16 protein-coding genes are annotated in these 22736 nt (G+C 70.6%); 10 read left to right on the top strand and 6 right to left on the bottom strand.

All coding sequences use genetic code 11. The features are described 5' to 3' along the window. Positions 1–440: 440 nt before the first annotated feature. The 6 genes from ACA511_RS06745 (at position 441) to ACA511_RS06720 (ending at position 6970) form a co-directional block, all read left to right on the top strand. A complete protein-coding gene (locus ACA511_RS06745) occupies positions 441–1283 on the top strand; it encodes a peptidoglycan-binding protein (protein WP_375023174.1) in 843 nt (280 codons plus the stop codon). A gap of 184 nt (positions 1284–1467) precedes the next feature. Beyond that, on the top strand, positions 1468–1959 hold the full coding sequence (locus tag ACA511_RS06740) for a (2Fe-2S)-binding protein (RefSeq protein ID WP_375023173.1): 492 nt from the start codon (positions 1468–1470) through the stop codon (positions 1957–1959). Beyond that, complete coding sequence (locus ACA511_RS06735; protein WP_375023172.1) at positions 1956–4355, top strand: xanthine dehydrogenase family protein molybdopterin-binding subunit; 2400 nt, start codon at positions 1956–1958, stop codon at positions 4353–4355. The genes ACA511_RS06740 and ACA511_RS06735 overlap by 4 nt, the downstream gene beginning before the upstream one ends. Further along, positions 4352–5206 (top strand): FAD binding domain-containing protein, encoded by an 855-nt coding sequence (locus tag ACA511_RS06730; protein WP_375023171.1) that lies wholly within the window; start codon positions 4352–4354, stop codon positions 5204–5206. Before ACA511_RS06735 ends, ACA511_RS06730 begins: the two co-directional genes overlap by 4 nt. 165 nt (positions 5207–5371) lie before the next feature. Beyond that, entirely contained in the window at positions 5372–6157 is a 786-nt protein-coding gene (locus tag ACA511_RS06725) for an SRPBCC family protein (protein ID WP_375023170.1), read from the top strand. Positions 6158–6268: 111 nt separating this feature from the next. Next, positions 6269–6970, top strand: a complete 702-nt coding sequence (locus ACA511_RS06720; protein WP_375023169.1) for a class I SAM-dependent methyltransferase — start codon at positions 6269–6271, stop codon at positions 6968–6970. Positions 6971–6973: 3 nt separating this feature from the next. On the opposite strand, the gene ACA511_RS06715 is transcribed toward ACA511_RS06720, so the two are convergent. The 4 genes from ACA511_RS06715 to ACA511_RS06700 form a co-directional block, all read right to left on the bottom strand. Further along, positions 6974–10504 (bottom strand): CDP-glycerol glycerophosphotransferase family protein, encoded by a 3531-nt coding sequence (locus ACA511_RS06715; RefSeq protein ID WP_375023168.1) that lies wholly within the window; start codon positions 10502–10504, stop codon positions 6974–6976. Between the two features lie 70 nt (positions 10505–10574). Continuing rightward, complete coding sequence (locus tag ACA511_RS06710; protein WP_375023167.1) at positions 10575–14018, bottom strand: CDP-glycerol glycerophosphotransferase family protein; 3444 nt, start codon at positions 14016–14018, stop codon at positions 10575–10577. Between the two features lie 121 nt (positions 14019–14139). Further along, the gene (locus ACA511_RS06705) at positions 14140–15078 is read right to left on the bottom strand and encodes a LysR substrate-binding domain-containing protein (protein WP_375023166.1); all 939 of its coding nucleotides are present in this window, start codon (positions 15076–15078) and stop codon (positions 14140–14142) included. Positions 15079–15243: 165 nt separating this feature from the next. Then, a complete protein-coding gene (locus ACA511_RS06700; protein WP_375023165.1) occupies positions 15244–16698 on the bottom strand; it encodes a carotenoid oxygenase family protein in 1455 nt (484 codons plus the stop codon). Between the two features lie 74 nt (positions 16699–16772). Between ACA511_RS06700 and ACA511_RS06695 the strand changes: the two genes are divergently transcribed. The 3 genes from ACA511_RS06695 (at position 16773) to ACA511_RS06685 (ending at position 19037) form a co-directional block, all read left to right on the top strand. After that, entirely contained in the window at positions 16773–17405 is a 633-nt protein-coding gene (locus ACA511_RS06695; protein ID WP_375023164.1) for a TetR/AcrR family transcriptional regulator, read from the top strand. 464 nt (positions 17406–17869) lie between these two features. After that, positions 17870–18424: a peroxiredoxin gene (locus ACA511_RS06690; protein ID WP_375023163.1), complete on the top strand. Its 555-nt coding sequence runs from the start codon at positions 17870–17872 to the stop codon at positions 18422–18424. A 70-nt stretch (positions 18425–18494) separates the two neighbouring features. Then, entirely contained in the window at positions 18495–19037 is a 543-nt protein-coding gene (locus tag ACA511_RS06685; RefSeq protein WP_375023162.1) for a carboxymuconolactone decarboxylase family protein, read from the top strand. Between the two features lie 108 nt (positions 19038–19145). Here the strand turns inward: ACA511_RS06685 and guaA are convergent, their stop codons facing one another. After that, entirely contained in the window at positions 19146–20714 is a 1569-nt protein-coding gene (gene guaA / locus ACA511_RS06680) for a glutamine-hydrolyzing GMP synthase (RefSeq protein WP_375023161.1), read from the bottom strand. 239 nt (positions 20715–20953) lie between these two features. Here guaA and ACA511_RS06675 point away from each other — a divergent pair, with 239 nt between their 5' ends. Beyond that, entirely contained in the window at positions 20954–21889 is a 936-nt protein-coding gene (locus ACA511_RS06675; protein WP_375023160.1) for a zinc metalloprotease, read from the top strand. On the opposite strand, the gene ACA511_RS06670 is transcribed toward ACA511_RS06675, so the two are convergent. Then, positions 21886–22611, bottom strand: a complete 726-nt coding sequence (locus tag ACA511_RS06670; RefSeq protein WP_375023159.1) for a DNA alkylation repair protein — start codon at positions 22609–22611, stop codon at positions 21886–21888. The genes ACA511_RS06675 and ACA511_RS06670 overlap by 4 nt on opposite strands. Between the last annotated feature and the right edge of the window lie 125 nt (positions 22612–22736).

The following is a 22736-nucleotide window of genomic DNA, read 5'->3' as shown; positions in this document are numbered from 1 at the left end:
TGTCGGTCGACAGGCGCTCGGTCACGCCCCAAGGAGACACTCCGTGACCGGGGGTTGTCAAACCGATCACCGCGAGTTCCCCGAAAGCCGTCCCGTCCCGTCAGCGGCTGAGGATCACGTAGACGATCCCGCTGAGGATCAGCGTCACGAACAGCGACCCCACGCACCCGAGCCGGGACGAGAAGAAGAGGAACATACGCGGGGCCTACCCTTTTATCCCTTGTTATCGCCCAGTCGCGACCAACGGCCATCCGCGTTCCTTACTCGCCGGGAAGGGGCTGCGGACGGTTGGGTATGTTGTAACGCGGATATAGGAGAAGTAAGGGTTTACCCCATTACGGTCGGGCGGGAGCCGCGCCGGAACGGCGCGGTCGAGACCAACGCTCCTGGAGGAGCATGTGACCCCCAAAAACCGAACAAATGTGAACGAAGTAGCCCATATGGGCAAGGTGGACGCGCATTACGGCGTCCATCACGCGACCGAGTCCGACGAGGAGCAGCTCCTTCAGGAGCTTTACGGCAATCCAGACGACAGCGGTCTCTTCCTGGCCGAGCGGCAGATCGTCGCGGCGGTCCCGGGCGCGACCGGAATGATCCGCGAGGCCCGGAAATCGCTCGGGACGTCGGGCCGTCCGAACGCCATCACCAAGGAGTACGCGTCCAGGCACGGGAACGAGTTCCTCAAGGCGTCCTGGTGCGACATGGCCATCACCTACTGGGCGCGGCACAGCCGCAACACCGCCGCCGTCCTGCCGGGCGGAGACCGCGCCTACACCGTGTGGCACGCGGAGGACTTCGGCAAGGCCGGACGCTGGCACAGCGGCACGACCGCCAGCGTCAACAAGGCGAAGGCCGGCGACATCGTGTTCTTCGACTGGGGCGCCACCAACCGGGTGGACGCCATCGACCACGTCGGCGTGGTCGAGGTCGTGCTCGGCGGCGGCCGGCTCCAGACCATCGAGGCCAACACCGACGACGCGGTGAAGCGCCGCGTCCGGGCATCGGGCGTGATCGCCGGCTACGGACGACCCGCGTACGGCGGAGGCAACTGGACGGAGGACATGGTGAGGAAGCTCCCGGAACTGAACAAGGGCGACACGGGCGAGCACGTCGAGAGCGTCCAGGGGCTGCTTCAGGCGCGCAGCCATCCGGAGGTGACCATGAACGGCACGTTCGACGCCGCGACCGAGGCGGCCGTGAAGGCGGTCCAGCGGTGGGGAGGCGTCGACGACGACGGCATCGTCGGGCCGGTGACCTGGGCGGTTCTGCTTCGCGTGCACTAGCGGCCAGCGTTCCCCCACACGTCGTTAAATAAGCGGCGCAAGGGGCTAGTACGGGATTCAACCCCGGCATAGGTTCATAAGGTCGCTTCCACGGAGGTGGCCCCGATGACGTGGCCTGTCCAGCGCGCCCCGCCCTGGGGACGTCTCTCCATGTCCACCCCGAGACGTCCCTGGGAGAAAACGCATGCCACGTATCCGTGTCGAGGTCGATGGTGCGACGTATGAGGACGACGTCGAACCGCGCCTCCTTCTCATCCACTATCTGCGCGAACGGCTGGGAAAGGTCGGGACCCCGGTCGGGTGCGACACCAGCAACTGCGGAGCCTGCACCGTCCTGATGGACGGGATGAGCGTGAAGAGCTGCTCCGTGCTCGCCGTCCAGGCGGACGGCCGCGACGTGACGACCGTCGAGGGGCTCGGCGTCGACGGCGGGACGCACCCGATGCAGCGGGCCTTCCACGAGGAGCACGCGCTCCAGTGCGGCTACTGCACGCCCGGCATGATCATGGCGTCGCTCGACCTGCTGCGGGAGAACCCCGACCCGTCCGAGGAGGAGGTCCGGGAGGGCCTGGAGGGCAACCTGTGCCGGTGCACGGGCTACCAGAACATCGTCAAGGCGGTGCGGCGGGCCGCGAGCGATATGCGCGAGCCCGCCGGGCAGGAGGCGACGCCGTGACCGTGCAGGAGGTCGGCAGCCCGCGCAAGCGGTCGGAGGACGCCCGGCTCATCACCGGGCGCACCCGGTGGACCGACAACATGACCCCGGCCGGGACGCTGCACGTGGCGTTCCTGCGCAGCCCCTACGCGCACGCCAGGATCTCGAACGTCGACGCCTCGCAGGCCAAGAAGAGCCCGGGTGTGGTCGCCGTGTTCACTGGTCGGGACCTCGCCGACGAGCAGGGCTCGCTGCCGTGCGCGTGGATCGTGACCGAGGACATGAAGCACCCGGACCACCCGCCCATGGCGGTGAGCGAGGTGCGCTACGTCGGCGAGCCCGTCGCGTGCGTCGTGGCCCGCGACAAGGCCGCGGCCGTCGACGCCCTGGAGGAGATCGACGTCGACTACGAGCCGCTGTCCGCGGTGGTGGACATGGAGGCGGCGCTGGCCGAGGGCGCCGACCTCGTCCACGACGACCTGGGGACGAACAAGTCCTACACGTGGGTGTTCGAGAACGGGGATCTCGACGCCGCGATGAGGGACGCGCCGGTCGTCATGGAGCGCCGCTACGTCCAGCAGAGGCTCATCCCCACGGCGATGGAGCCGCGGTCGGTCCTGTGCGTCCCGGAGGCGGACGAGTTCACGCTGTACTCGGCCACGCAGATCCCGCACATCCTGCGGCTGATGCTGGCCACGGTCACCGGCATCCCCGAGCACCGGCTCCGGGTCGTCGCGCCGGACGTCGGCGGCGGTTTCGGCTCCAAACTCCAGGTGTACGGGGAGGAGGTCATCGCGCTGCTGCTGGCCCGCAGGCTGGGCCGTCCGGTCAAGTGGTCGGAGACGCGCAGCGAAGGCAACATGACCGTGCACCACGGGCGCGACCAGATTCAGCGGCTCACGCTCGCCGCGGAGCGGGACGGCCGGATCCGCGGCCTGAAGGTGGATCTGCTGGCCGACATGGGGGCGTACCTCATGCTGGTCACGCCCGGCATCCCGCTGCTGGGCGCGTTCATGTTCAACGGCATCTACAAGATGGACGCGCTGTCGTTCACCTGCACGGGCGTCTTCACGACGAAGGTGCCCACGGACGCCTACCGGGGCGCGGGCCGTCCCGAGGCCACGTTCGCGATCGAGCGGCTGATGGACGAGCTGGCCGCCGAACTCGGCATCGACCCCATCGAGGTCCGGCGCCGCAACTGGATCAAGCACGAGGAGTTCCCGTACGAGACCATCGCGGGTCTCACGTACGACTCCGGCAACTACGAGGCGGCCACGGACAAGGCCCTGGAGCTGTTCGAATACGACAAGCTGCGGGCGGAGCAGGCCGACAGGCGGGACCGGCAGGATCCCGTGCAGCTCGGCATCGGGGTGTCCACGTTCACGGAGATGTGCGGGCTCGCGCCGTCCCGTGTGCTGGGCTCGCTGTCGTACGGCGCCGGCGGGTGGGAGCACGCGGCGGTGCGTGTCCTGCCGTCCGGCAAGGTCGAGGTGGTCACCGGTTCGTCCGCGCATGGGCAGGGCCATGAGACGGCCTGGGCGCAGATCACCGCGGACAAGCTCGGCGTCCCGTTCGAGGACGTGAAGGTCCTGCACGGCGACACGGCCATCTCGCACAAGGGCATGGACACGTACGGTTCCCGTTCGCTGGCCGTGGGCGGGGTCGCGCTGTTCTCCGCCTGCGAGAAGGTCGTCGACAAGGCCCGCACGGTCGCCGCGCATCTGCTGGAGGCGTCCGAGCAGGACCTGGAGTTCTCCGGCGGACGGTTCAGCGTCCGCGGCGTCGAGCAGGAGGGCAAGACGCTGCAGGAGGTCGCGCTGGCCGCGTTCGCCGCGCACGACCTGCCGGACGGCATCGAACCCTCGCTGGACTCCGACGCCACGTTCGACCCGGACAACTTCTCCTTCCCGCATGGCACGCACCTGTGCGCGACGGAGGTCGACACAGAGACGGGCATGGTGAAGATCCGCAAGTACGTGGCCGTCGACGACGTCGGCAAGGTCGTCAACCCGCTCATCGTGGAAGGCCAGGTCCACGGGGGCCTCGCGCAGGGCATCGCCCAGGCGCTGTACGAGGAGGCCGTGTACGACGCCGACGGCAACCTCACGACGACCACCATGGCCGACTACCTGATCCCGTCGGCGATGGACCTGCCGACGTTCACGACCGACCGCACCGAAACGCCCGCCACGTCCAACCCCATGGGCGTCAAGGGCGTCGGCGAGGCGGGCACGATCGCCTCCACCCCGGCGGTGGTCAACGCGATCGTGGACGCGCTGCGCCCGCACGGCGTCAAGGACGTGCCGATGCCGTGCACGCCCGAACGCGTCTGGCGCGCGCTGCGCGGCGAAACGAGACCCGCGGCCGCCGAACCGGGCGCGGGCGGCGGGCTCGGCTCGGCCGGAGGTGACCAGTGATCCCCGCGACGTTCGACTACGTGCGGCCCGCCACGCTCGACGACGCCGCCAGGGCGCTGTCCGACGCGGGCGAGGACGCGAAGGTGCTGGCCGGCGGGCAGAGCCTCATGCCGCTGCTGCGGATGCGGCTCGCCATCCCGGACGCGCTCATCGACCTGGACCGGGTCGCCGGGCTCCGCGAGATCCGCGACGACGGCGACGCCATCGTGATCGGCGCGATGGCTACGCACCACCAGGTGATCCGCGACCCGCTGGTGCGCGAGCACGTCCCGCTGCTCGCCGACACGACGGAGCTGGTCGCCGACCCGGCCGTCCGGCACCGCGGCACGTTCGGCGGGTCCCTCGCGCACGCCGACCCGGCCGGCGACCTGCCGGCCGTCGCGCTGGCGCTGGACGCGGTCCTGCTGGTCCGGTCCGTGCGCGGCGAGCGGGAGATCCCCGTGTCGGAGTTCTTCGTCGACTGGATGACGTCGGCGATGGAGCCGGACGAGCTGCTCGTGGGCGTGCGCGTGCCGAAGATGGGCGCGGGCTGGGGCGTGCACTACGAGAAGTTCCACCGGACGGCGCAGGCGTGGGCGATCGTCGGTATCGCGTGCGCCGTCCGCCGCGACGGCGATGGGATCGCGGACGCACGTGTCGCGTTGACCAACATGGGCCCGACGCCCGTGCGGGCCGGCGCGGTGGAGACCGCCGTCAGGGGCGGGCCCGCGTCCGAGGACGCGTTCCGGACGGCCGCCGCGCAGGCCGCGGCCGGCACCGAGCCGCCCACCGACCTGCACGGGTCGTCGGAGTACCGGACGCATCTCGCGACGGTGCTCACCGCGCGGGCACTGGCCGCCGCCGCGGGCTGAGGCGATCCGCCGGGCATGCGGCCGGATCCCGTCGCCCCGGGATCCGGCCGCATGATCGCCCGTCCGCCGGGTAGTCGACCGCCTGTCGGGGCGCCCCCTCTGGCGGCGGGACGGGCCGCCACCGTAGGGTCGCGGCAGGTTCTCCGGACGATAAGGACTTTGATCATGGAGCTCGACCACGATTTCACCGTCCCGGTACCGGTGGATCAGGCCTGGTCGGTGCTGCTCGACGTGGAGCGGGTCGCGGCCTGCATGCCCGGCGCGGCGCTCGACTCGGTCGAGGGCGAGGAGTACTCGGGGCGGATGAAGGTGAAGGTCGGCGCGATGACCATCACCTACCGCGGCACCGCGCGGATCGTGTCGGCGGACGAGTCGGCGCGGGTCGTGACGCTGGAGGCGTCCGCGAAGGAGGCGCGCGGCTCCGGTACCGCGTCGGCGACCGTCCAGGCGAGGCTGCACGCGCAGGACGACGGCACGACGCGGGTGACCGTGCACACCAAGCTGAACGTGACGGGACGTCCGGCGCAGTTCGGCCGCAACATCCTGTCCGAGGTCGGCTCGAAGATCATTTCGCGGTTCGCGAAGGCGCTGGCGACCGAGCTGGAGGCGCCCGGCGAGGCGGCGCCCGCCGTGCCCGCCGCGCCTGCGGAGAGCGCGGCCGGGCCCGCGACGCCGGACGCCGTGGCGGCGCTGCCCGAGGAGCCGGCCGACAAGCCCGGCCCGGTGAAGGCCACGGAGGAGGCCGCCGCCAGGGCCGAGGCGGCCGTCCCCGCCGCCGCGCCGGAACGTCCCGCGCGGCGCCCGCTGCACGTCGCGGACGAGGACGACGCGATCGACCTGCTGGAGGTCGCGGGCGCGTCGGTCGCCAAGCGCGCCGTCCCCGCGATCGGCGGCGTGGTGGCGCTGCTGCTCGCCGTCCGCTTCCTCGTGCGTCGCCGCCGACGGCGCTGAGGCGGGGCCGCAGGCGCTGACGCAGGGCCGGGGTCAAACGCCGGTCAACGATCCGCCCGCGAACGGCGGCGACGGTGGAACGGGCCGCCGCCGATGCCGTCGGCTGGTCCCGTGGACACCACGGAGCTTCAGCGGATCGCGCGGATCGAGAACGACAACTGGTGGTACCGCGAGCGGCGGGCGGTCCTGTCCGCGGAGCTGATGCGGTTCAGCGTGCCCGGTTCGGCCGTCGACATCGGCGCCGCGTCCGGGGCGTCCTGCCGGGTCCTGGCCGAGCACGGCTGGCGGGCGACGGGCATCGATCTGAGTCCGGACGCGGTGGCGCTGGCGCGCGCCCACGGCATCGAGGCGTACGAGGGCGATGCCCGCTTCCTGCCGCTTCCGCCGAGCGAGTACGACCTGGCGCTGGCGCTGGACGTCCTGGAGCACGTCGAGGACGACGCGCGGGCGGCGGCGGAGATCGCCCGCGTGCTGCGGCCGGGCGGGATCGCGCTGCTGGCCGTGCCCTGCGACATGGCGCTGTGGTCGGCGCACGACGTGGCGCTCGGCCGCGTCCGACGCTACACGCGCCGGGCGCTCGTCGAGCTGGTCGAGGGCGCCGGGCTGGTGCTGGAGGCGGTGTGGAGCCGGGGCGTCCTGCTCCGTCCGCTGCTGCGCCGGCTCAGGCACCGGACGGCGCGCCGCGAGGACCTGGCGCCGCTGCATCCGCTCGCCAACGAGGCGCTGCGCGTGTCCGCCGCGCTGGAGCGTCGCCTGCCGGTGTCCGGATGGCCGGGCGTGTGGCTGTTCGCACGCGCCCGGCGTCCGGGCTGACGGTCAGCCGAAGATCCGGTCGACGGCCCTGGCCGCGGCCTGGCCGTCGTCGTGCGGGCAGTACTTCACGAAGAACCGGTCGTAGGCGTCCGCGTACCGCTGCTCGCTGGCCGGGGCCGCCTTGACCTCCGCGGCGACCTCCGCCGTGGTCGTCGCGACGGGCCCGGGGGCCTCGGCCTCCAGGTCGAAGTAGAAGCCGCGCACATGGTCGCGGTAGCGCTCCAGGTCGTAGGTGTAGAAGACGATGGGGCGGCCTAGGACGGCGTAGTCGAACATGGCGGACGAGTAGTCCGTGACGAGCACGTCGGCCGCCATGTAGAGCTCGGCGATGTCGGGGTAACGGGTCACGTCGATGACGAAGTCGTCCGTCACCGTGCGGGCCCTGTCGGTGACGAGGTGGTGCGTCCGCAGAAGGAGGACGTGGTCGTCGCCGAGGACCTGCCGCATGGTCGCCATGTCGAGCTCCAGCGAGAAGCCCTGCCTGCCGGGGCCGTGCCGCCGGTCGTCCCGCCATGTCGGCGCGTACAGGACGACCTTCTTGCCGTCGGGAATGCCCAGGCGCTTGCGTATGCGCGTCCCGACGCTCTCCCATTCGGGGCTGCTCAGGACGTCGTTGCGCGGATATCCGGTCTCCAGGACGTCACCCTCGTACCGGAACGCGCGGCGCAGGATCTGGGTGGCGTACGGGCTCGGGGACAGCAGCAGGTCCCATCGCGGCACTTCCCACGTCATCCAGTCCTGGTGTTCGGTGCGCTGGTAGGGCATGTCCCTGAGGTCGTAGGCGAGACGCTTCAGCGGGGTGCCGTGCCAGGTCTGGACGTAGGTCTGGCCGTCGCGCTTGAAGTACCAGGGCGGAAGCCCGTGGTTGGTGATGATGTGCCGCGCGCGCGCGAGGACGCGGTAGTGCTCGCGGGTTCCGGCCAGGACCGTCCTGGTCTTCGCGTCCGCCGTGAGGTCGACCGAGAACTGGCCGTCCTGGGTGACCCACACGCATTCCACGTCGGGGTCGCGTCGGACGAGTTCCTCGTAGATGGCCTTGGGGCTACAGCTGCACTGGGTTCCGTTGTGGCTGTCGAAGACGGCGACGTCCGCCAGCGGGCTTCGCAGATAGACGGGGTAGTCGCGCTGCTGGAGCAGTGCTTGCGCGTGGCCGCCCCGCTCGTCGTCGCCCAGGGCGGGACGGCTGCGCACGGTCAGCGCGTCGATCTGGTGGACGCCGACTTCGAATTCGTGCATGCCGATGGTTCGCGGACCGGGCAGGTCCGGGATGGCCTCGCGCTCGACGACGACCGCCACCTCGCCGGAACGCGCGCGCGCCAGCACGTCCCAGGTTCCGCTGCTCAACGGCAGGTCCGTCCCGAAGACGGCCATGGTGCCGGGTGCGCACGCGGCGGTGAAGTGGTGCTCCTCCCAGGTGACGGGGATGCGGTGCTCGTCGCCCGACCGGCGCCGCCGCAGGACGAAGTGGTCCGGCCGGTCGTCCGGGTCGGCGAAGTCGCCGGTCATGGTGAGGTGCCCGTTGGCGTCCCACTCGGCCGCCCGGACGACGGGGCGGAAACTGCGCTCCACGGCGCGCAGGTTGCCGAACGCCGTCCGCGTGAGCGCCAGCTCCCTTCCCGCGTCCCCGGGGATGGCGAGCCGGACGGGCTTGATGTTGCCCGCGACGGTGAGCCGCAGCGGGCCGCCCTCGCCGGTCAGCCGGATGTCCCAGTCGATGGCGTCCCGCAGGTGCGGCTGACGGGGGGCGGAGCCGTCCCGGACGGACGTCAGGAACTCCAGCGGGAACCGCGCCGTGAAGTCGAAACCGGTGCCCTCCGCCATGCGCAGGACGGCCGACTGGCGCAGCGTCACCTCGCCGCGGACCTCCTCGCCGCCGTGCCGGCGGGCCGCGACCATGGCGGCGCCCGCGCCGAGGGCCCGCCGCGTCCACCCGGCCAGTTCGAGCGTGTCCCCGTCGCGCCGGATCCGGGTGAGGACGGCCTTGGCCCGCTTGACGTGGACGACGAACCCGTCGTCGTCGCCGGCCGCCGGCTGGACGGCCACGTGCTCGTCCACCTGGCGCGCCGCCGTCCAGCGCACGGCCGGGGCCGGCGCGGTGAGCCGCTGCACCGCCCTGCGCCCCGCGGTGGACACCTCGGCGAACAGCTCGTAGGTGGCCGTCCGCCATTCGTCGCCGTCCAGCAGGTACTCGGGCTCCACCCGCACGGTGAACCCCGACCAGTCGTAGGAGACGGCCGACTGGCCCGACCGTGCCGTGACCTCCGGGCGGCACGTCCGTTCGACGGGCAGCCGGATCTCCCTGCCGGTCTTCGCGTCCCGCATCCAGACCCGGATGCGGGAATCGGCCGCGGCGGACACGTTGAACCGGTCGAAGTGGGCGTGGCCCTCGACGATGAGGGTGTCGACGTCCCATTCGACACGGTCGGCCTCCGCCCACAGGCCGATCTCTTCGGTGACGTCGTACAGGTCTTCGGGGATGGCGCGTTCGGCGTCGTCGAAGAAGGGATAGCGGGCGTACCAGCTGGCGCGGAGGCGTCCCCGGGGCGTGATCGGCACGTCCTGGAGCCCGCGCTCCTCGAAACGGAGCACTTCGAGCAGTTCGGGCACCATGCGCTCGCGCAGGAGGTGGAGCTCCAGGCGCCTGATCGCCTCCAGGCCCTCCGTGGCCGAACGGTCGGCGTCGGCGACCATCCCCGCGCCCAGCTCGACCAGGCGTTCGCGCTCCTCCCACGTGGCGGCGGGCAAGGCGAACATCAGCTCGCGCACGTCCAGGTCCAGCGCGTACATGTCGTGGACGGCGAGGAGCTCCGGTTCGTGGTCGTGCACGAAGTTCCGGACGGCGGCGAGGGTCGCCATCCGTTCGGTGATGTAGGCGGGCTCGGGACGCAGCCGCGTGGCTGTCCCCGGGCGGTCGCGCCAGAAGTAGACGGTCGTGTCCAGCACGTCCACGGAGGAGGCCAAAAGCTGGGTCTGGACGGCGACCAGGACGTCTTGGCCGCTGCCCAGTTCGATGCCGTGCGCGTCCCAGAACGAACGCCGGTACACCTTGTTCCAGAGCGTCCGGTCTTGCAGGAGGATGGGGTGCCGGGTGACGTGCGTGGACATCATCGTTTTCGCGTAGGGCCGGCCGTGCAGCGGCGACTGCCACACCTCGTCCCCGTCCAGGCACATGACGTTCCCGCCGGCGAGGTCCGATCCGGTCGCGTCCAGGGTGCCGACCATCAATTCGCAGGCGTACGGCGGTAGCGCGTCCTCGCCGTCCGCGAAGGCCAGGTATCTGCCCTTGGCCTGCTCCACACCGGCGTCACCGGCGGATGTCGCGGGACCCGGCTGGAGCAGCGCGAAGCGGTCGTCTCGCCCGGCGAACTCCTTGGCGACGACCGCGCCGCCCTCATCGGACCCGTCTGACCCGTCGTCCACCATGAGGACCTCGACGTCGCGCAGGGTCTGCCCTGCGAGCGACTCCAGGCACTCGGCGAGGCGGCCGCCGGTGGTGGTGCTGAACGGGACGACGATGCTGATCTGCGGGGACACGAGCGACTCCGTGTTGAAATGAGCGGGGTTTGCGTGGAGCTGTTCAGGACCGGACGTCAGTGACCGGACGTCAGTGACCGGACTGGAGGACCCGGTCGAGCACGCGGGAGGCCGCCAGGCCGTCGTCGTGCGGGCAGTACCGGGCGGCGAAGGCGGCGCGCGCGTCCCGGAACCCGGACTCCAGCGCGGCCGGGTCGCGCAGCGCGTCGACGACCTCCCGCGACGTGCGCAGCAGCGGCCCGGGGGCCTCCGCGTCGAAGTCGAAGTAGAAGCCGCGCACGTGGTCGCGGTACCGCTCCAGGTCGTAGGTGAAGAACACCATCGGCCGGCCGGTGACGGCGAAGTCGAACATGGACGACGAGTAGTCCGTGACGAGCACGTCGCTGATCAGGAAGAGCTCGGAGATGTCGGGGTAGACGGACACGTCCATCACGCAGTCGCCCGGCCGCAGCTTCGGGCGGTCGGTGACGAGGTAGTGCGTGCGCAGCAGCAGGACGTGGTCGCGGCCCAGCGCCGACCTGAACCGGTCGATGTCGAACTCCAGGCGGAAGGCGCGCTTGCCGATCGAGTGGTGGAAGTCGTCCCGCCAGGTCGGCGCGTACAGCACGACCCGCTTGCCCTTGGGGATGCCCAGGCGCCGCCTGACCGCCGCCGCGATCTCGTCGCGGTGCGGGCTGCTCAGGACGTCGTTGCGGGGGTAGCCGCTTTCGAGGACGTCCCCGTGGTAGCCGAACGCCCGCCGGAACAACGGCACGGAGAACGCGTTCTGCGCCAAGAGCAGATCCCACTGGGGGACGTCGTACTCCATCCAGTCGACGCCCTCGGTGCGTTTGTAGGGCATCTCCTTGACGTCGTAGCCGAGCTTCTTCAGCGGCGTCCCATGCCAGCACTGCACGTACGTCTGGTCGTCGCGTTTGGTGAACCATTCCTTCTGCGACCAGTTGCCGAAGACGAAGCGCGCGCGGGCCAGTGCCTCGTAGTGCTCGCGCGTGCCCACCAGGACCGTGCGGGCACCCGCCGGCTTGCCGAACTGCCCGTTCTCGGTGACCCACACGCAGTCGAGGTCGGTGCCGCGCCGCCGAAGCTCGTCGTAGATGCCGCGCGGGTTGCACGAGTACTGCCGTCCCCGGTACGCGTCGAACACGGCGAGGTCGCGCACGGGCAGGTTGAGGTGGCGCCGGTAGTGGCCGGACCGGATCCGGCTCTGCGCGTAGGCTCCGCGCTCGTCGTCGTCCAGGGCGGTCTCGACCCGGAGCACCAACTGGTCGGTCTTGTGCGCGCGGACGGTGATGCGGTGCAGGCCCGCCTCGAAGGGCTCGGGCAGGTCGCGGAGGGTGTGCCGCCTGACGACGACCGGCTGCTCCTGCCCGCCGATGGTCGTGAGGACGTCCCAGCGCCCGGCCACCAGGGGACGGGACAGGCCCAGCACCGGCATGCGCGCGGGAGAGAACTTCGCGGTGAAACGGTCGCCCTCCCAGCGCAGCCCGACGGTGTGGTCCTCGGACGACCGCCGCCGCCTGAGGAGCACCGAATCGGGCCGCCTGGCACGGTCGGTGCACGTCCCGGCCAGATGCAGGGCGCCGTCCGACGACCAGGACACCTCGTCGAGGACGAGGGCCCGCCCGCGCACGACGACCCGCAGGGTGCTCCGCCTGGTCCTGGCGATCTCCAGCTCCCCGCCGGGGACGGGGAAGGCGGTCCCGGCGGCGTCCGCGTCCAGGTAGGGCCTGACTCCGCCGGACAGGCTGATCTCCCACTCGCCCTCCCGGCGCGCCAGCCCGGCCGCGGGCAGCCGGGCCCGGAACCTCTCCCCGCCGGCCGGTTCGACCGGGCCGGTCACCGTCGCCCGGCCCGCCTTCGGCACGGCGGTGATGCGCGGCTCGTCCCCGAGCGGGGCGCGGCTCCAGCCGTCCAGGCACAGCTCGCCGCCCTCCAGGCGGCACCCGACGACCGCCGCCGGCGTCCGCCGCACCTGCACGAGGAACCGCTTGCTCGCCGCGACGCCCTGCACGAGGACGCCCGGCGCGCACTCCCGGTCGTCCGGCCACTGCCGGCCGGTGAGGCGCGGGTTCGCGAACGTGGTGCGCCGCCGCAGGCCCCGGTTGACGATCTCCGCGCACGGGACCCAGTCGACGTCCCGCCAGCGTCCGAACATCTTCAGCGCGGCCGGGTCGATCTCCGCGACGAACCCCGACCAGTCGTAGGACACCGTCGACTGCCGCGACCTGGCGGTCACGTCCGGCCGGCGGACCCGCCTGACCGGGACGCGCATCAGGCCGCGCCGGTTCGCCGCCACCAGCCACAGCCGGATGCGGGAGCCGTCCTCGGTGGAGGAGTCCAGGTGGCGGATGTAGGCGTGCCCCTCGATGCGGAGCCGCCCGTCGACCCAGCAGGCCCGGTCGATCGCCGCGACCGGCTTCAGCTCGTCGGTCACGTCGTACACGTGCGCCGGGACGCCCCGCTCCTCGTCCTCGAAGAACGGGAACTCGGCGTACCAGCGGTGCCGCAGGCCGCGCCGGACCCGCGGCGCGTCCGCCGCCTTCCTGAGCCGGACGAACCGCAGGACCTCCAGCAGCTCCGGCAGCATCCGGCGGCAGAGCAGGTGCAGTTGCAGCCGCGTCATCGCGGGGAGCCGCTTCAGCACGCGCGGGCCGATGTGCCGGGCCAGGTCCGCGCCCATCGCGACGAGTTCCTCGCGGTGCTCGTCCTCCGTCCTGGGGAGTGCCTCCAAGAGGATGCGGAGGTCGATCTCAATGAGGGAGTGCTCGTCGTAGGCGTTCAGGAGCTGGGGGGCGTACTCGGTCATCGCTTCCCGCAGCGCACGCGCGGACACGAAACGCTGCCGGATGTTCTCCCAGTCATGGCGGTCGTCGGTGATGGACCCGGGCCGCTTGCGCCAGTGGTAGACCGTGTCACTCAGGACGTCCACGGACCGGGCCAGCGCGTGCGCGCGCGCCATGACGGGAGGGTCCTCGTAGAAGCCCGGGGGGAATTCCAGGCCGGCCCTGTCCCAGAACTCGCGCCGGTACACCTTGTTCCACGGCGTGCGGTCGCGCATGAGGACCGGCTTGGACGACACGTGCGTCCGCGAACAGGACTCGGTGAACACACCGTCGTGCAGGGGCGACTGCCATGTCCGCTCGGCGTCCATCCGCTGGACGTTGCCGGCCGCCATGTCGGACCCCGTACGGGCAAGGGACGCGACCAGCCGCGCATACGCTTCGCGTTCCACGACGTCGTCGGCGTCGGCGAACGCCAGGTACTCGCCCCTCGCCTGCCGGACCCCCGCGTTGCGCGCCGGGCCCGGCCCCTCCTGCTCGCGCGTGACCAGCCGGAAACGCTGGTCGCGGGCGCACATCTCCTTCGCTATGACCGCGCTGCCGTCGGTGGACCCGTCGTCCACCATGACCACTTCGAAGTCGCGCAGCGTCTGACCGGCCAGCGACTCAAGGCACTCCCGGAAGTACTCCTCGGTGTTGTGGAACGGCACGACGACGCTGAGCTTCGGGGACATGGGGCCTCCTCCTCGCCCACCGAGCATGGTGACGTCACGCCACCGCATGAACGCGCATCGCCATTGCCAAGCCGTCCCCTGACGCAGACTTGACCTCGCCTAGCCGCGGTTTGCCGGAGCGTTAAGGTCGGGCGGGGCGGATTCCCGGCGCCACACCGGAATCGGCGACGGCGCCGCGGACGCTCTCGGCGAGCGCCTCGAACTCCTCCACCCGGGGGGACGTCGACCGGAAGCCGAGCCCGATCCTGCGGAACGGCGCCGGCGACGCGAACCGGTGCAGGCCGAGGTTCGGCGCCCGCCGCGTCTCCACCGGCAGCGCGGTCTCCGGGACGAGCGTCACGCCGAGCCCGCACGACACGAGCTGGACCAGCGTCGCCAGGCTCGTCGCGTACGTCGCCGCGGCGGTGCGCGCGCCCACGTCCCGGCAGATGTCCAGGGCCTGCTCGCGCAGGCAGTGCCCCTTGTTGAGCAGCAGGACGTCCAGGTCGTTCAGCGCCTCGCGCGCGATCTCCGCCTCGCCCAGCTCGAATCCGGCGGGTGCGACGAGCACGAAGTCCTCGTCGTACAGGACGATCTCCGTGACGCCGGTCGCGGGCACGGGCAGCGCGAGCAGCACCACGTCCAGCCGTCCGGCGAGCAGTTCCGCGACGAGGTGCTCTGTCTGCTCCTCGTGCACCGACAGCTCCAGGTCGGGGTACTCCTTGGCGAGCCTCGGCAGGACGATGGGCAGCAGGTACGGCGCCACGGTCGGGATCACACCGACCCTGAGCGGCCCCACCAGCAGCCCTTGGACGGCCTTGACCTCGTCTACCAGGCGGTCCAGTTCGGTTAGGACGGCCTCCGCGCGACGTGCGACGCGCTCCCCGGCGGGCGTCAGCAGGACCTTCCGGGTCGTCCGCTCGACGAGCCGCGTCTCCAGGTTGTCCTCAAGCGCGGCCACGGCCCCGGACAGCGCGGGCTGGCTCATGCGGAGCGCGGCGGCGGCGTCCCGGAAATGCAGATGCTCGGCGAGCGCCAGGAACGCCCGCAACTGAGCCACCGTCGGTCTGCTGATCGCCATCTCGCCCGAACGTTATCGAACCACCGTCACGGATCGTGATGCTTCCCTGGTCAACGGGCCGTGGCGTTCACCACAGCGAACTCACCGCCGCGGCGCCGCCCATCCCCGGGGGCGTCCATGGCGATCACGTCGAAGCCCATCAGGCGGTACGTGTCCGGGTTGGTTTCAGCGCAGCGGCAACCTGTCAGGGTGCGGGATCGGGGCGCCGGGGTCGGCGACACGGCTGGTGAAGGTTCCGTGGAATCCGAACGGAATGTGGTGCTTCAACTGAAGCGTCGCCACGCCGTCCATGCCGCGTGCGTCCAGGATGGCGAGTTGCGACCGGTGCTCGGCCGCGAGATACATCACGCTCAGCAGCCACCCGTCGTCCTCGGCCGCATCGGGTGTGCGGGGCACGAAGATGGGCTCGCCCACATACGTGTTCGGCCCCACCTCGTGTATCTGCGTGTGGCCTGTGTCGTTGTCGACTTTCAGGAGGCTGTTGTACTGGCCGCTGGGCCCCGTCCGTCCCGCCATGTAGGTGTAGCGGTGCGGGCGGGTGGAGCGGCGCCAGTCGAACTGCGGGAACTCGCCCGGCAGGTCGGCCAGCTGCGTCTCGATGACCCGCCCCGAGGGCGTGATCCGGTACCGCATGAGCCTGCTGGCCGGGAGCGCGGGGAACCGCGTGCGGAACTCGGTGAGGTCGCGCCGGATCGCGGCGAAGTCGTCGAACAGCACCAGGTCGACGACCGTGTCCGGGCCGTCCTCGAAGGCGTTGGCGACGTGGAGGTGGACGAGCGTCTCATGCTCCACGATCCGCGCCGGGCCGCCGTTGCGCGGCACGAGCACGAACCGCGTCCCCTTCTCCGGACGGTGCCGGATCGCCTCGAAGATCGGCCCGCCCTTGAGCATCGTGCGCAGGTCGAACATGTACGGGTCCAGGACGAACACCATGTGCTCGCTGGTCAGCGCCACGTCGTGGTTCCAGGGCATGTCCAGCATGCGCACCCTGGCGAGCCGCTGCATCCGGCCCCGCCGATCGACCTTCCAGCAGTTCAGGGACGGCAGCGGCGCGAACTCCTGGCCGAAGTTGAACATCTCCCCCGTCGCCGGATCCCACTTCGGGTGCGCGGAGAACGCCTTGAGCATGCCCTTGAGCCGCCCGCCGAAGTTCTCGATGCCGAGGGTCTCCAGGGTGTCCGGGTCCAGCCGGTGCGGCGGGCCGCCCTCCCACAGGGCCAGCAGCCGGTCGGCGTGCACCGCGATCCCGGTGTTGGCGGCGTTGGCGGGGCCCTTCGACTTGGCGTAGTTGGCCCAGAAGCCGCCCGGAAGCGGGGTCCCCACGCCGGGCTTCCTGGCATGCCCGGCGACCATGCCGTCCCGGAACTGGGACGTCCGCACGTACCGGTTGCGGAACCGCACCGAGCGCCCGTCGAAGACGAACTGGGACACCATCCCGTCGCCGTCGAAGAGGTGGTGCATCAGCGTGCGCCCGACCTCCCACTTTCCGGGCCCGACCCGGTACAGCGTCCCGGTGAGCCCGGACGGGACCTCCCCCTCGACCTCGTCGATGACGTAGTCGTGCTCGTGCATCAGCGGGGTGAAGATCTTCCCCATGTCCGGAGCGGCGGTCAGGGCCATGGAAGGCCTCCCCATCTGGCTACAGCCGTTTCCAGAAACGTAGGATCTGGCAACGCCTGTGTCAAGATTGCGGGGTGAGTTCCCGCACCTACGGCGGCGTCACCGCCGACCGCCGCCGTGCCGACCGCCGCGCGGCGCTCCTCGAAGCCGCCCTCGACCTGCTCGGCACCGAGGGCCTGCACGCCACGTCACTGCGCGCGGTCTGCGTCCGCGCCGGCCTCAACCCGCGCTACTTCTACGAGAGCTTCACCGGCCTGGACGCCCTGCTGACCGAGGTCTACGACCGCATCGCCACCGAGATCACCGACGCCGCCGCCCGCGGCGTCGCCGCCGCCGGACCGGACGCCGGCCTGCGCGCGACCGTCCGCTCCGCCGCCATGGCCGTCCTCGCCGTGGCCGCGGACCCCCGCAAGGCCCGCGTGGCGCTGATCGAGGCGCCGGCCAGCCCCGCCCTGCGCGCCCGCCAGCGCGCCGCCCTCCGCCACCACACCCGCATCGTCGTCGACTACGCGCGGACGTTCTACGACATCCCCACCACCGCCGACGCGCAGTTGCAGTTCACCGCGACGATGCTGGTGGCGGGCTGGAGCGAGAACCTCATCGCCTGGCTGGACGGCGAGCTCCACGCCGCGCCGTCCGACCTGGCCGACATGTTCGCCGACGCCACCGAAGCCCTGGCCACCCAAGCCGCCCACCACCCGCACTGACACCGCGGACTCGCGCCACGCGGTCGTGACGGCCATCCGGGGCGCCGGTCGTGATCGCGGCGAGGATCTCGATCCCTGCGGCCGCGGGCCATTCCACAGTCCCGCGAATACGCCGAGCGAACCAAATCTGCCATTGCGAGCAATTGGTCACCTGTTGTGCGTCGAGGGAGGAACGTCCTACACTTGCTCGCTACGCAGCGTTAAGCCCGTTTTCCGGCAAGTCTGTGTGATTTACGTCTACCGGAGAACCGCCCAGCGATTCCACGAGCCCCCGTCATTGCAGGTCATTGCGGCACTCCGAGTGATTGATAGGCAGGTCCTATCACACTCTTGGGACTTATCGATTTCTCTTTTCGATCGAGCGGCGGCACTCTGAGTGACATCGGCCGCCGAGGCGGAAACCCCGCGGCCCCCCTGCGCCTCCTCATGTGGGGGCGACCTTTTCTCATGACGAAGGAGCATGCGTGCTTACTGTCGGTGACCGGTTCCCCGAGTACGAGCTCACCGCCTGTGTCTCGCTGGACGCCGAGAACGCGTTCGAGACGATCAACCACAAGTCCTACGAGGGCAAATGGCGGGTCGTGTTCTTCTGGCCCAAGGACTTCACGTTCGTGTGCCCGACCGAGATCGCCGAGTTCGGCCGCCTCAACGAGGACTTCGCCGACCGCGACGCGCAGGTGCTCGGCGCGTCCGTCGACAACGAGTTCGTCCACTTCGCCTGGCGCAAGGACCACCCGGACCTGCGCGAGATCCCGTTCCCGATGCTGTCCGACCTCAAGCGCGAGCTGAGCGAGTCCCTCGGCATCCTCACCGAGGACGGCGTGGCGCAGCGTGCGACGTTCATCGTCGACCCCAACAACGAGATCCAGTTCGCCATGGTGACCGCCGGTTCCGTGGGCCGGAACGTCAAGGAGGTCCTGCGGGTCCTCGACGCGCTGCAGAGCGACGAGCTGTGCCCCTGCAACTGGAACAAGGGCGAGGACACCCTCGACGCCGGCAAGCTGCTGGCCGGCGTCTGATCCCGCCGGGTTCGCTCACGGCCGGCCGCGTCGCGCGCGGCCGGCCGTCCGCAGGAAAGGACACATGATCATGAGCGTTGACGCGCTGAAGAGCGCCCTCCCGGGCTACGCCAAGGACACCAAGCTCAACCTCGGCTCGCTGACCTCCACCTCCCAGCTGACCGAGCAGCAGCTGTGGGGCACGGTCCTCGCCTGCGCCCTCGCCACGCGCAGCGCCGTCGTCATCCGGGAACTGGCCGAGGAGGCGGGCGACTACCTGTCCGCCGAGGCGTTCGAGGCGGCCAAGGGCGCCGCGTCGATCATGGCGATGAACAACGTGTACTACCGCGCCACCCACCTGATCGGGGACGAGACGTACGCGACGCTGCCCGCCAAGCTGCGGATGTCGGTCATCGGCAGGCCGGGCGTGGACAAGGTCGACTTCGAGCTGTGGTGCCTGGCCGTGTCCGCGATCAACGGCTGCGGACGGTGCCTGGAGTCGCACGAGAAGGTCGTCCGCGAGGCCGGCCTGTCGCGCGAGCTCGTCCAGGAGGGCCTGCGGATCGCCGCCGTCGTCAACGCGACGGCCGCGACCCTGGACGCCGAGGCCGCCCTGGCCCCCGCCGCGGTCTGACCCCGCCCGGACGGCCCGACGCCGCTCGATCGGCGTCCCGACCTGGGAGAACGCCCGGCTGGATCTCTCCGGCCGGGCGTCTCGCCGCGCACGGTGGACGCGGCGGGGTCACTCCCACTCGATGGTGCCCGGGGGCTTGGACGTGATGTCGACCGTGACGCGGTTGACCTCGCGGACCTCGTTGGTGATGCGGGTCGAGATCCGCTGGAGGAGGTCGTACGGGAGCCTCGCCCAGTCGGCGGTCATCGCGTCCTCGCTGGTGACCGGGCGCAGGACGATCGGGTGCCCGTACGTCCGGCTGTCGCCCTGCACGCCGACGGACCTGACGTCCGCCAGCAGCACCACCGGGAACTGCCAGATGTCGCGGTCGAGGCCGGCGCGGGTGAGCTCCTCGCGGGCGATGGCGTCGGCGTCGCGGAGGATGTCCAGGCGGTCGCGCGTGACGGCGCCGATGATGCGGATGCCGAGGCCGGGGCCGGGGAACGGCTGCCGCCAGACGATTTCGGACGGCAGGCCGAGCTGCTCGCCGAGCGCGCGGACCTCGTCCTTGAACAGCGTCCGCAGCGGTTCGATCAGCTTGAACTGCAGGTCTTCGGGGAGGCCGCCGACGTTGTGGTGCGACTTGATGTTGGCCGCGCCGGTACCGCCGCCCGATTCGACCACGTCCGGGTAGAGGGTTCCCTGGACGAGGAATTCGACCGGTTCGGCCGCGTCCTCGCCGACGATCTCGCGCGCCGCCTCCTCGAAGACCCGGATGAACTCGCGGCCGATGATCTTGCGCTTCTCCTCGGGGTCGGTGACCCCGTCGAGGGCGGCGAGGAAGCGGTCCTGGGCGTCCACGACGTGCAGGTTCACTCCGGTGACGGCGACGAAGTCCTTTTCGACCTGTTCGGGCTCGCCCTTGCGGAGCAGGCCGTGGTCGACGAACACGCAGGTCAGCTGGTCGCCGATGGCCTGCTGGACGAGGGCGGCGGCGACGGCCGAGTCCACTCCGCCGGAAAGCGCGCAGATCGCCCGCTTCTCCCCGACCTGCTCCCGGACGGCCTCGATCGACTCGTCCGCGATGTTCACCATCGTCCAGTTGGGACGGCATCCGGCGCCTTCGTACAGGAACCGCCGGAGAATCTCCATACCGTGCTCGGTGTGCAGGACCTCCGGATGGAACTGGACGCCGAAGAAGCCGCGCTCCAGGTCCTCCATGCCGGCGACCGGGGTGACGTCGGTGCTGGCCGTCACGGTGAACCCGTCCGGGGCGCCGCTGACGAAGTCGCGGTGGGACATCCACACCGCCTGCTCGTGCGGCAGACCCGCGAACAGCATGCCCGGAGACGAGACGGCCACGGTCGCGCCGCCGTACTCGGCGACATCGGAGTTCTCGACCGTCCCGCCCAGGGCCTGCGCCATCACCTGGTGGCCGTAGCAGATGCCGAGGGTGGGGACGCCTATGTCGAACAGGCCGTCCGGCGCGATCGGGGCGCCCTTCTCGTACACCGACGCCGGGCCGCCCGACAGGATGATCGCCTTCGGCCGCTTGGCGAGCATCTCCGCCGCCGGCATGGTGGACGGCACGATCTCGCTGAACACATGGCACTCGCGGACGCGCCGCGCTATCAGCTGCGCGTACTGCGCGCCGAAGTCGACGACGAGGACGGTGTCAAAGGACTGGTCTGCGACCACCAACTGAGCCTTTCGCACGGCCGGAAGGGGTCCCCAGTCTACGGGCCCGCTGCCTGCGCCGATGCGCCGCACCCCCGGCAGGGTGGTCACATGGTGCGGTTGGCCGATAACGGTCGGCATCCATTTACCTTGATCACGCCCAACACGTCCCTACGCTCTGATACGAGTTAATGACGTGCTGTAGTCGAAGGCGCCTGCCCGCACGGGTCCCGTCCGCAAGCGACCTCCTTAGGAGTGCCGTGAAGCTGCTCGCCGCCACCGTCCTGCTCGCCGCTCTCGTGCCCGCCGCGCCGTCCGGGCCTTCCGCCGCCCCCTTGCGTACGTCCATGGACGACTGCACGCACCCGGAGGCGAGGCTACGGACGGGTGGGCACGGCATAGAGCGCAACGACCTGACCCCGGCGCAGGCGGCCACCGTGGAGCAGCACCTCGACCAGATCCTGGACGGGCTGGGCCTCGGCCGCCTGGGAGCGGATGACCAGGCGGACGACGCCGACGTCCGTTCGGCGGCCCAGATCACGGTCCCCGTCTACTTCCATGTAATCCACGACGGGGCCAAGGGCAATGTGTCCACCGCGGAGGTCAAGCGCCAGATCGGCACCATGAACGCGTCCTACGGCGGGCGCAACGGCGGTGCGAACACAGGCGTCTCCTTCGAACTGCGCGAGATCAGCCGTTCCGACAACGCCGCCTGGTTCCAGGACCCGGAGCGCTACGAGGGCACGTACAAGCCCCTGCTGCACAAGGGCGGCAAGGGCACGCTGAACCTGTACAGCACCTTCATCGGCGGCGATCTGCTCGGCTGGTCGACCTTCCCGTGGAAGTACAAGGCCGACCCCGAGATGGACGGCGTGACCATCCACTACGGCAGCATGCCGAACGGCTACATAGAGAACTTCAACAAGGGCTTCAGCGCCACACACGAGGTGGGGCACTGGCTCGGGCTCTACCACACGTTCCAGGACGGCTGCGGAGGCCAGGGCGACCGCGTCGGCGACACTCCTCCCGAGCGGGATCCGTCGAACGGCTGCCCGTCCGGTAAGGACACCTGCCCCTCGCCCGGGGTCGACCCGGTGCACAACTACATGGACTACAGCTACGACACGTGCATGACGTCCTTCACCACGGGCCAGGGCGCCCGTATGCACGAGGTGTGGACGGCCTACCGCGCCTAGGACGGTCTGCTGAGCCTGGCCGCCTCCCCGGCGGGCAGGCGTCGGACGGCCTCGCGGAACGTCACGCCCGAGATGGCGTCGAGGCGGGGCTCGACCCATTGCACCACCCAGGCCGGATCCTTCTTGGACAGCTCCCGCAGGACCCATCCCAGGGCCTTCCTGATGAAGAACTCGCGCTCGCCTATCAGCGCGTCTCCGAACCGGCTGATTCGCTCCAGGTCCGGGTTTCCCGTCCGGACGCCTGGCAGCAGTGCCAGCACCGCCGTGCGCCGTATCCACATGTAGGGGTCGGCGACCCATGCGTCCAACACCGTCGCAAGGTGCGGGTGTCTCACGACCAGTCCGCCGACGACCTTGTCCGCGATGACGTCGACGTACACCCAGCTCACCGAGTCGCGGATGAGCCGCTCGGCCATCCCGAGGTCGCGGGGCTCTAGTAGGGCCGACCGTTTGACGAGGACGTCTATGGCCGCCATGCGGGCCTCGTGCACGGGGCGTCCTTCGTCGGTCACGTCCCAGAGGAGCTGGGCCAGGGCCAGCACTTCCTCCCGTGTCGGCTTGGCCTTGACCGCCGAAACGGCGACTTTGCGGAGCGCCGGCACGGTCACGCCTATGTGCACGAGATCGCTCTTCAGATAGCTCTTCTCCTTCTCGGCCCGCATCGGGTCCGCCTGCGCGTGCAGCTCCGCCAGAACTCGCGCCGCCTCGCCCTTCACGTCCATGCGGGACACGCTACGCCGCCGCGCTAGGGCGCCGTATTCAGCGTTGCCCGTCCCTGTTCGTCCAGGTTTGCCAAAGACGTGACGTTTGTTCGGATCCACCCTTGTTCCAGCGATGACTCCGCTCC

It is taken from the genome of Actinomadura sp. GTD37 (assembly GCF_041951365.1).
Taxonomy (GTDB): Bacteria; Actinomycetota; Actinomycetes; order Streptosporangiales; family Streptosporangiaceae; genus Spirillospora.
Note: the sequence above shows the minus strand (reverse complement) of the source record. Positions and strands in the feature narration are given on the sequence as shown.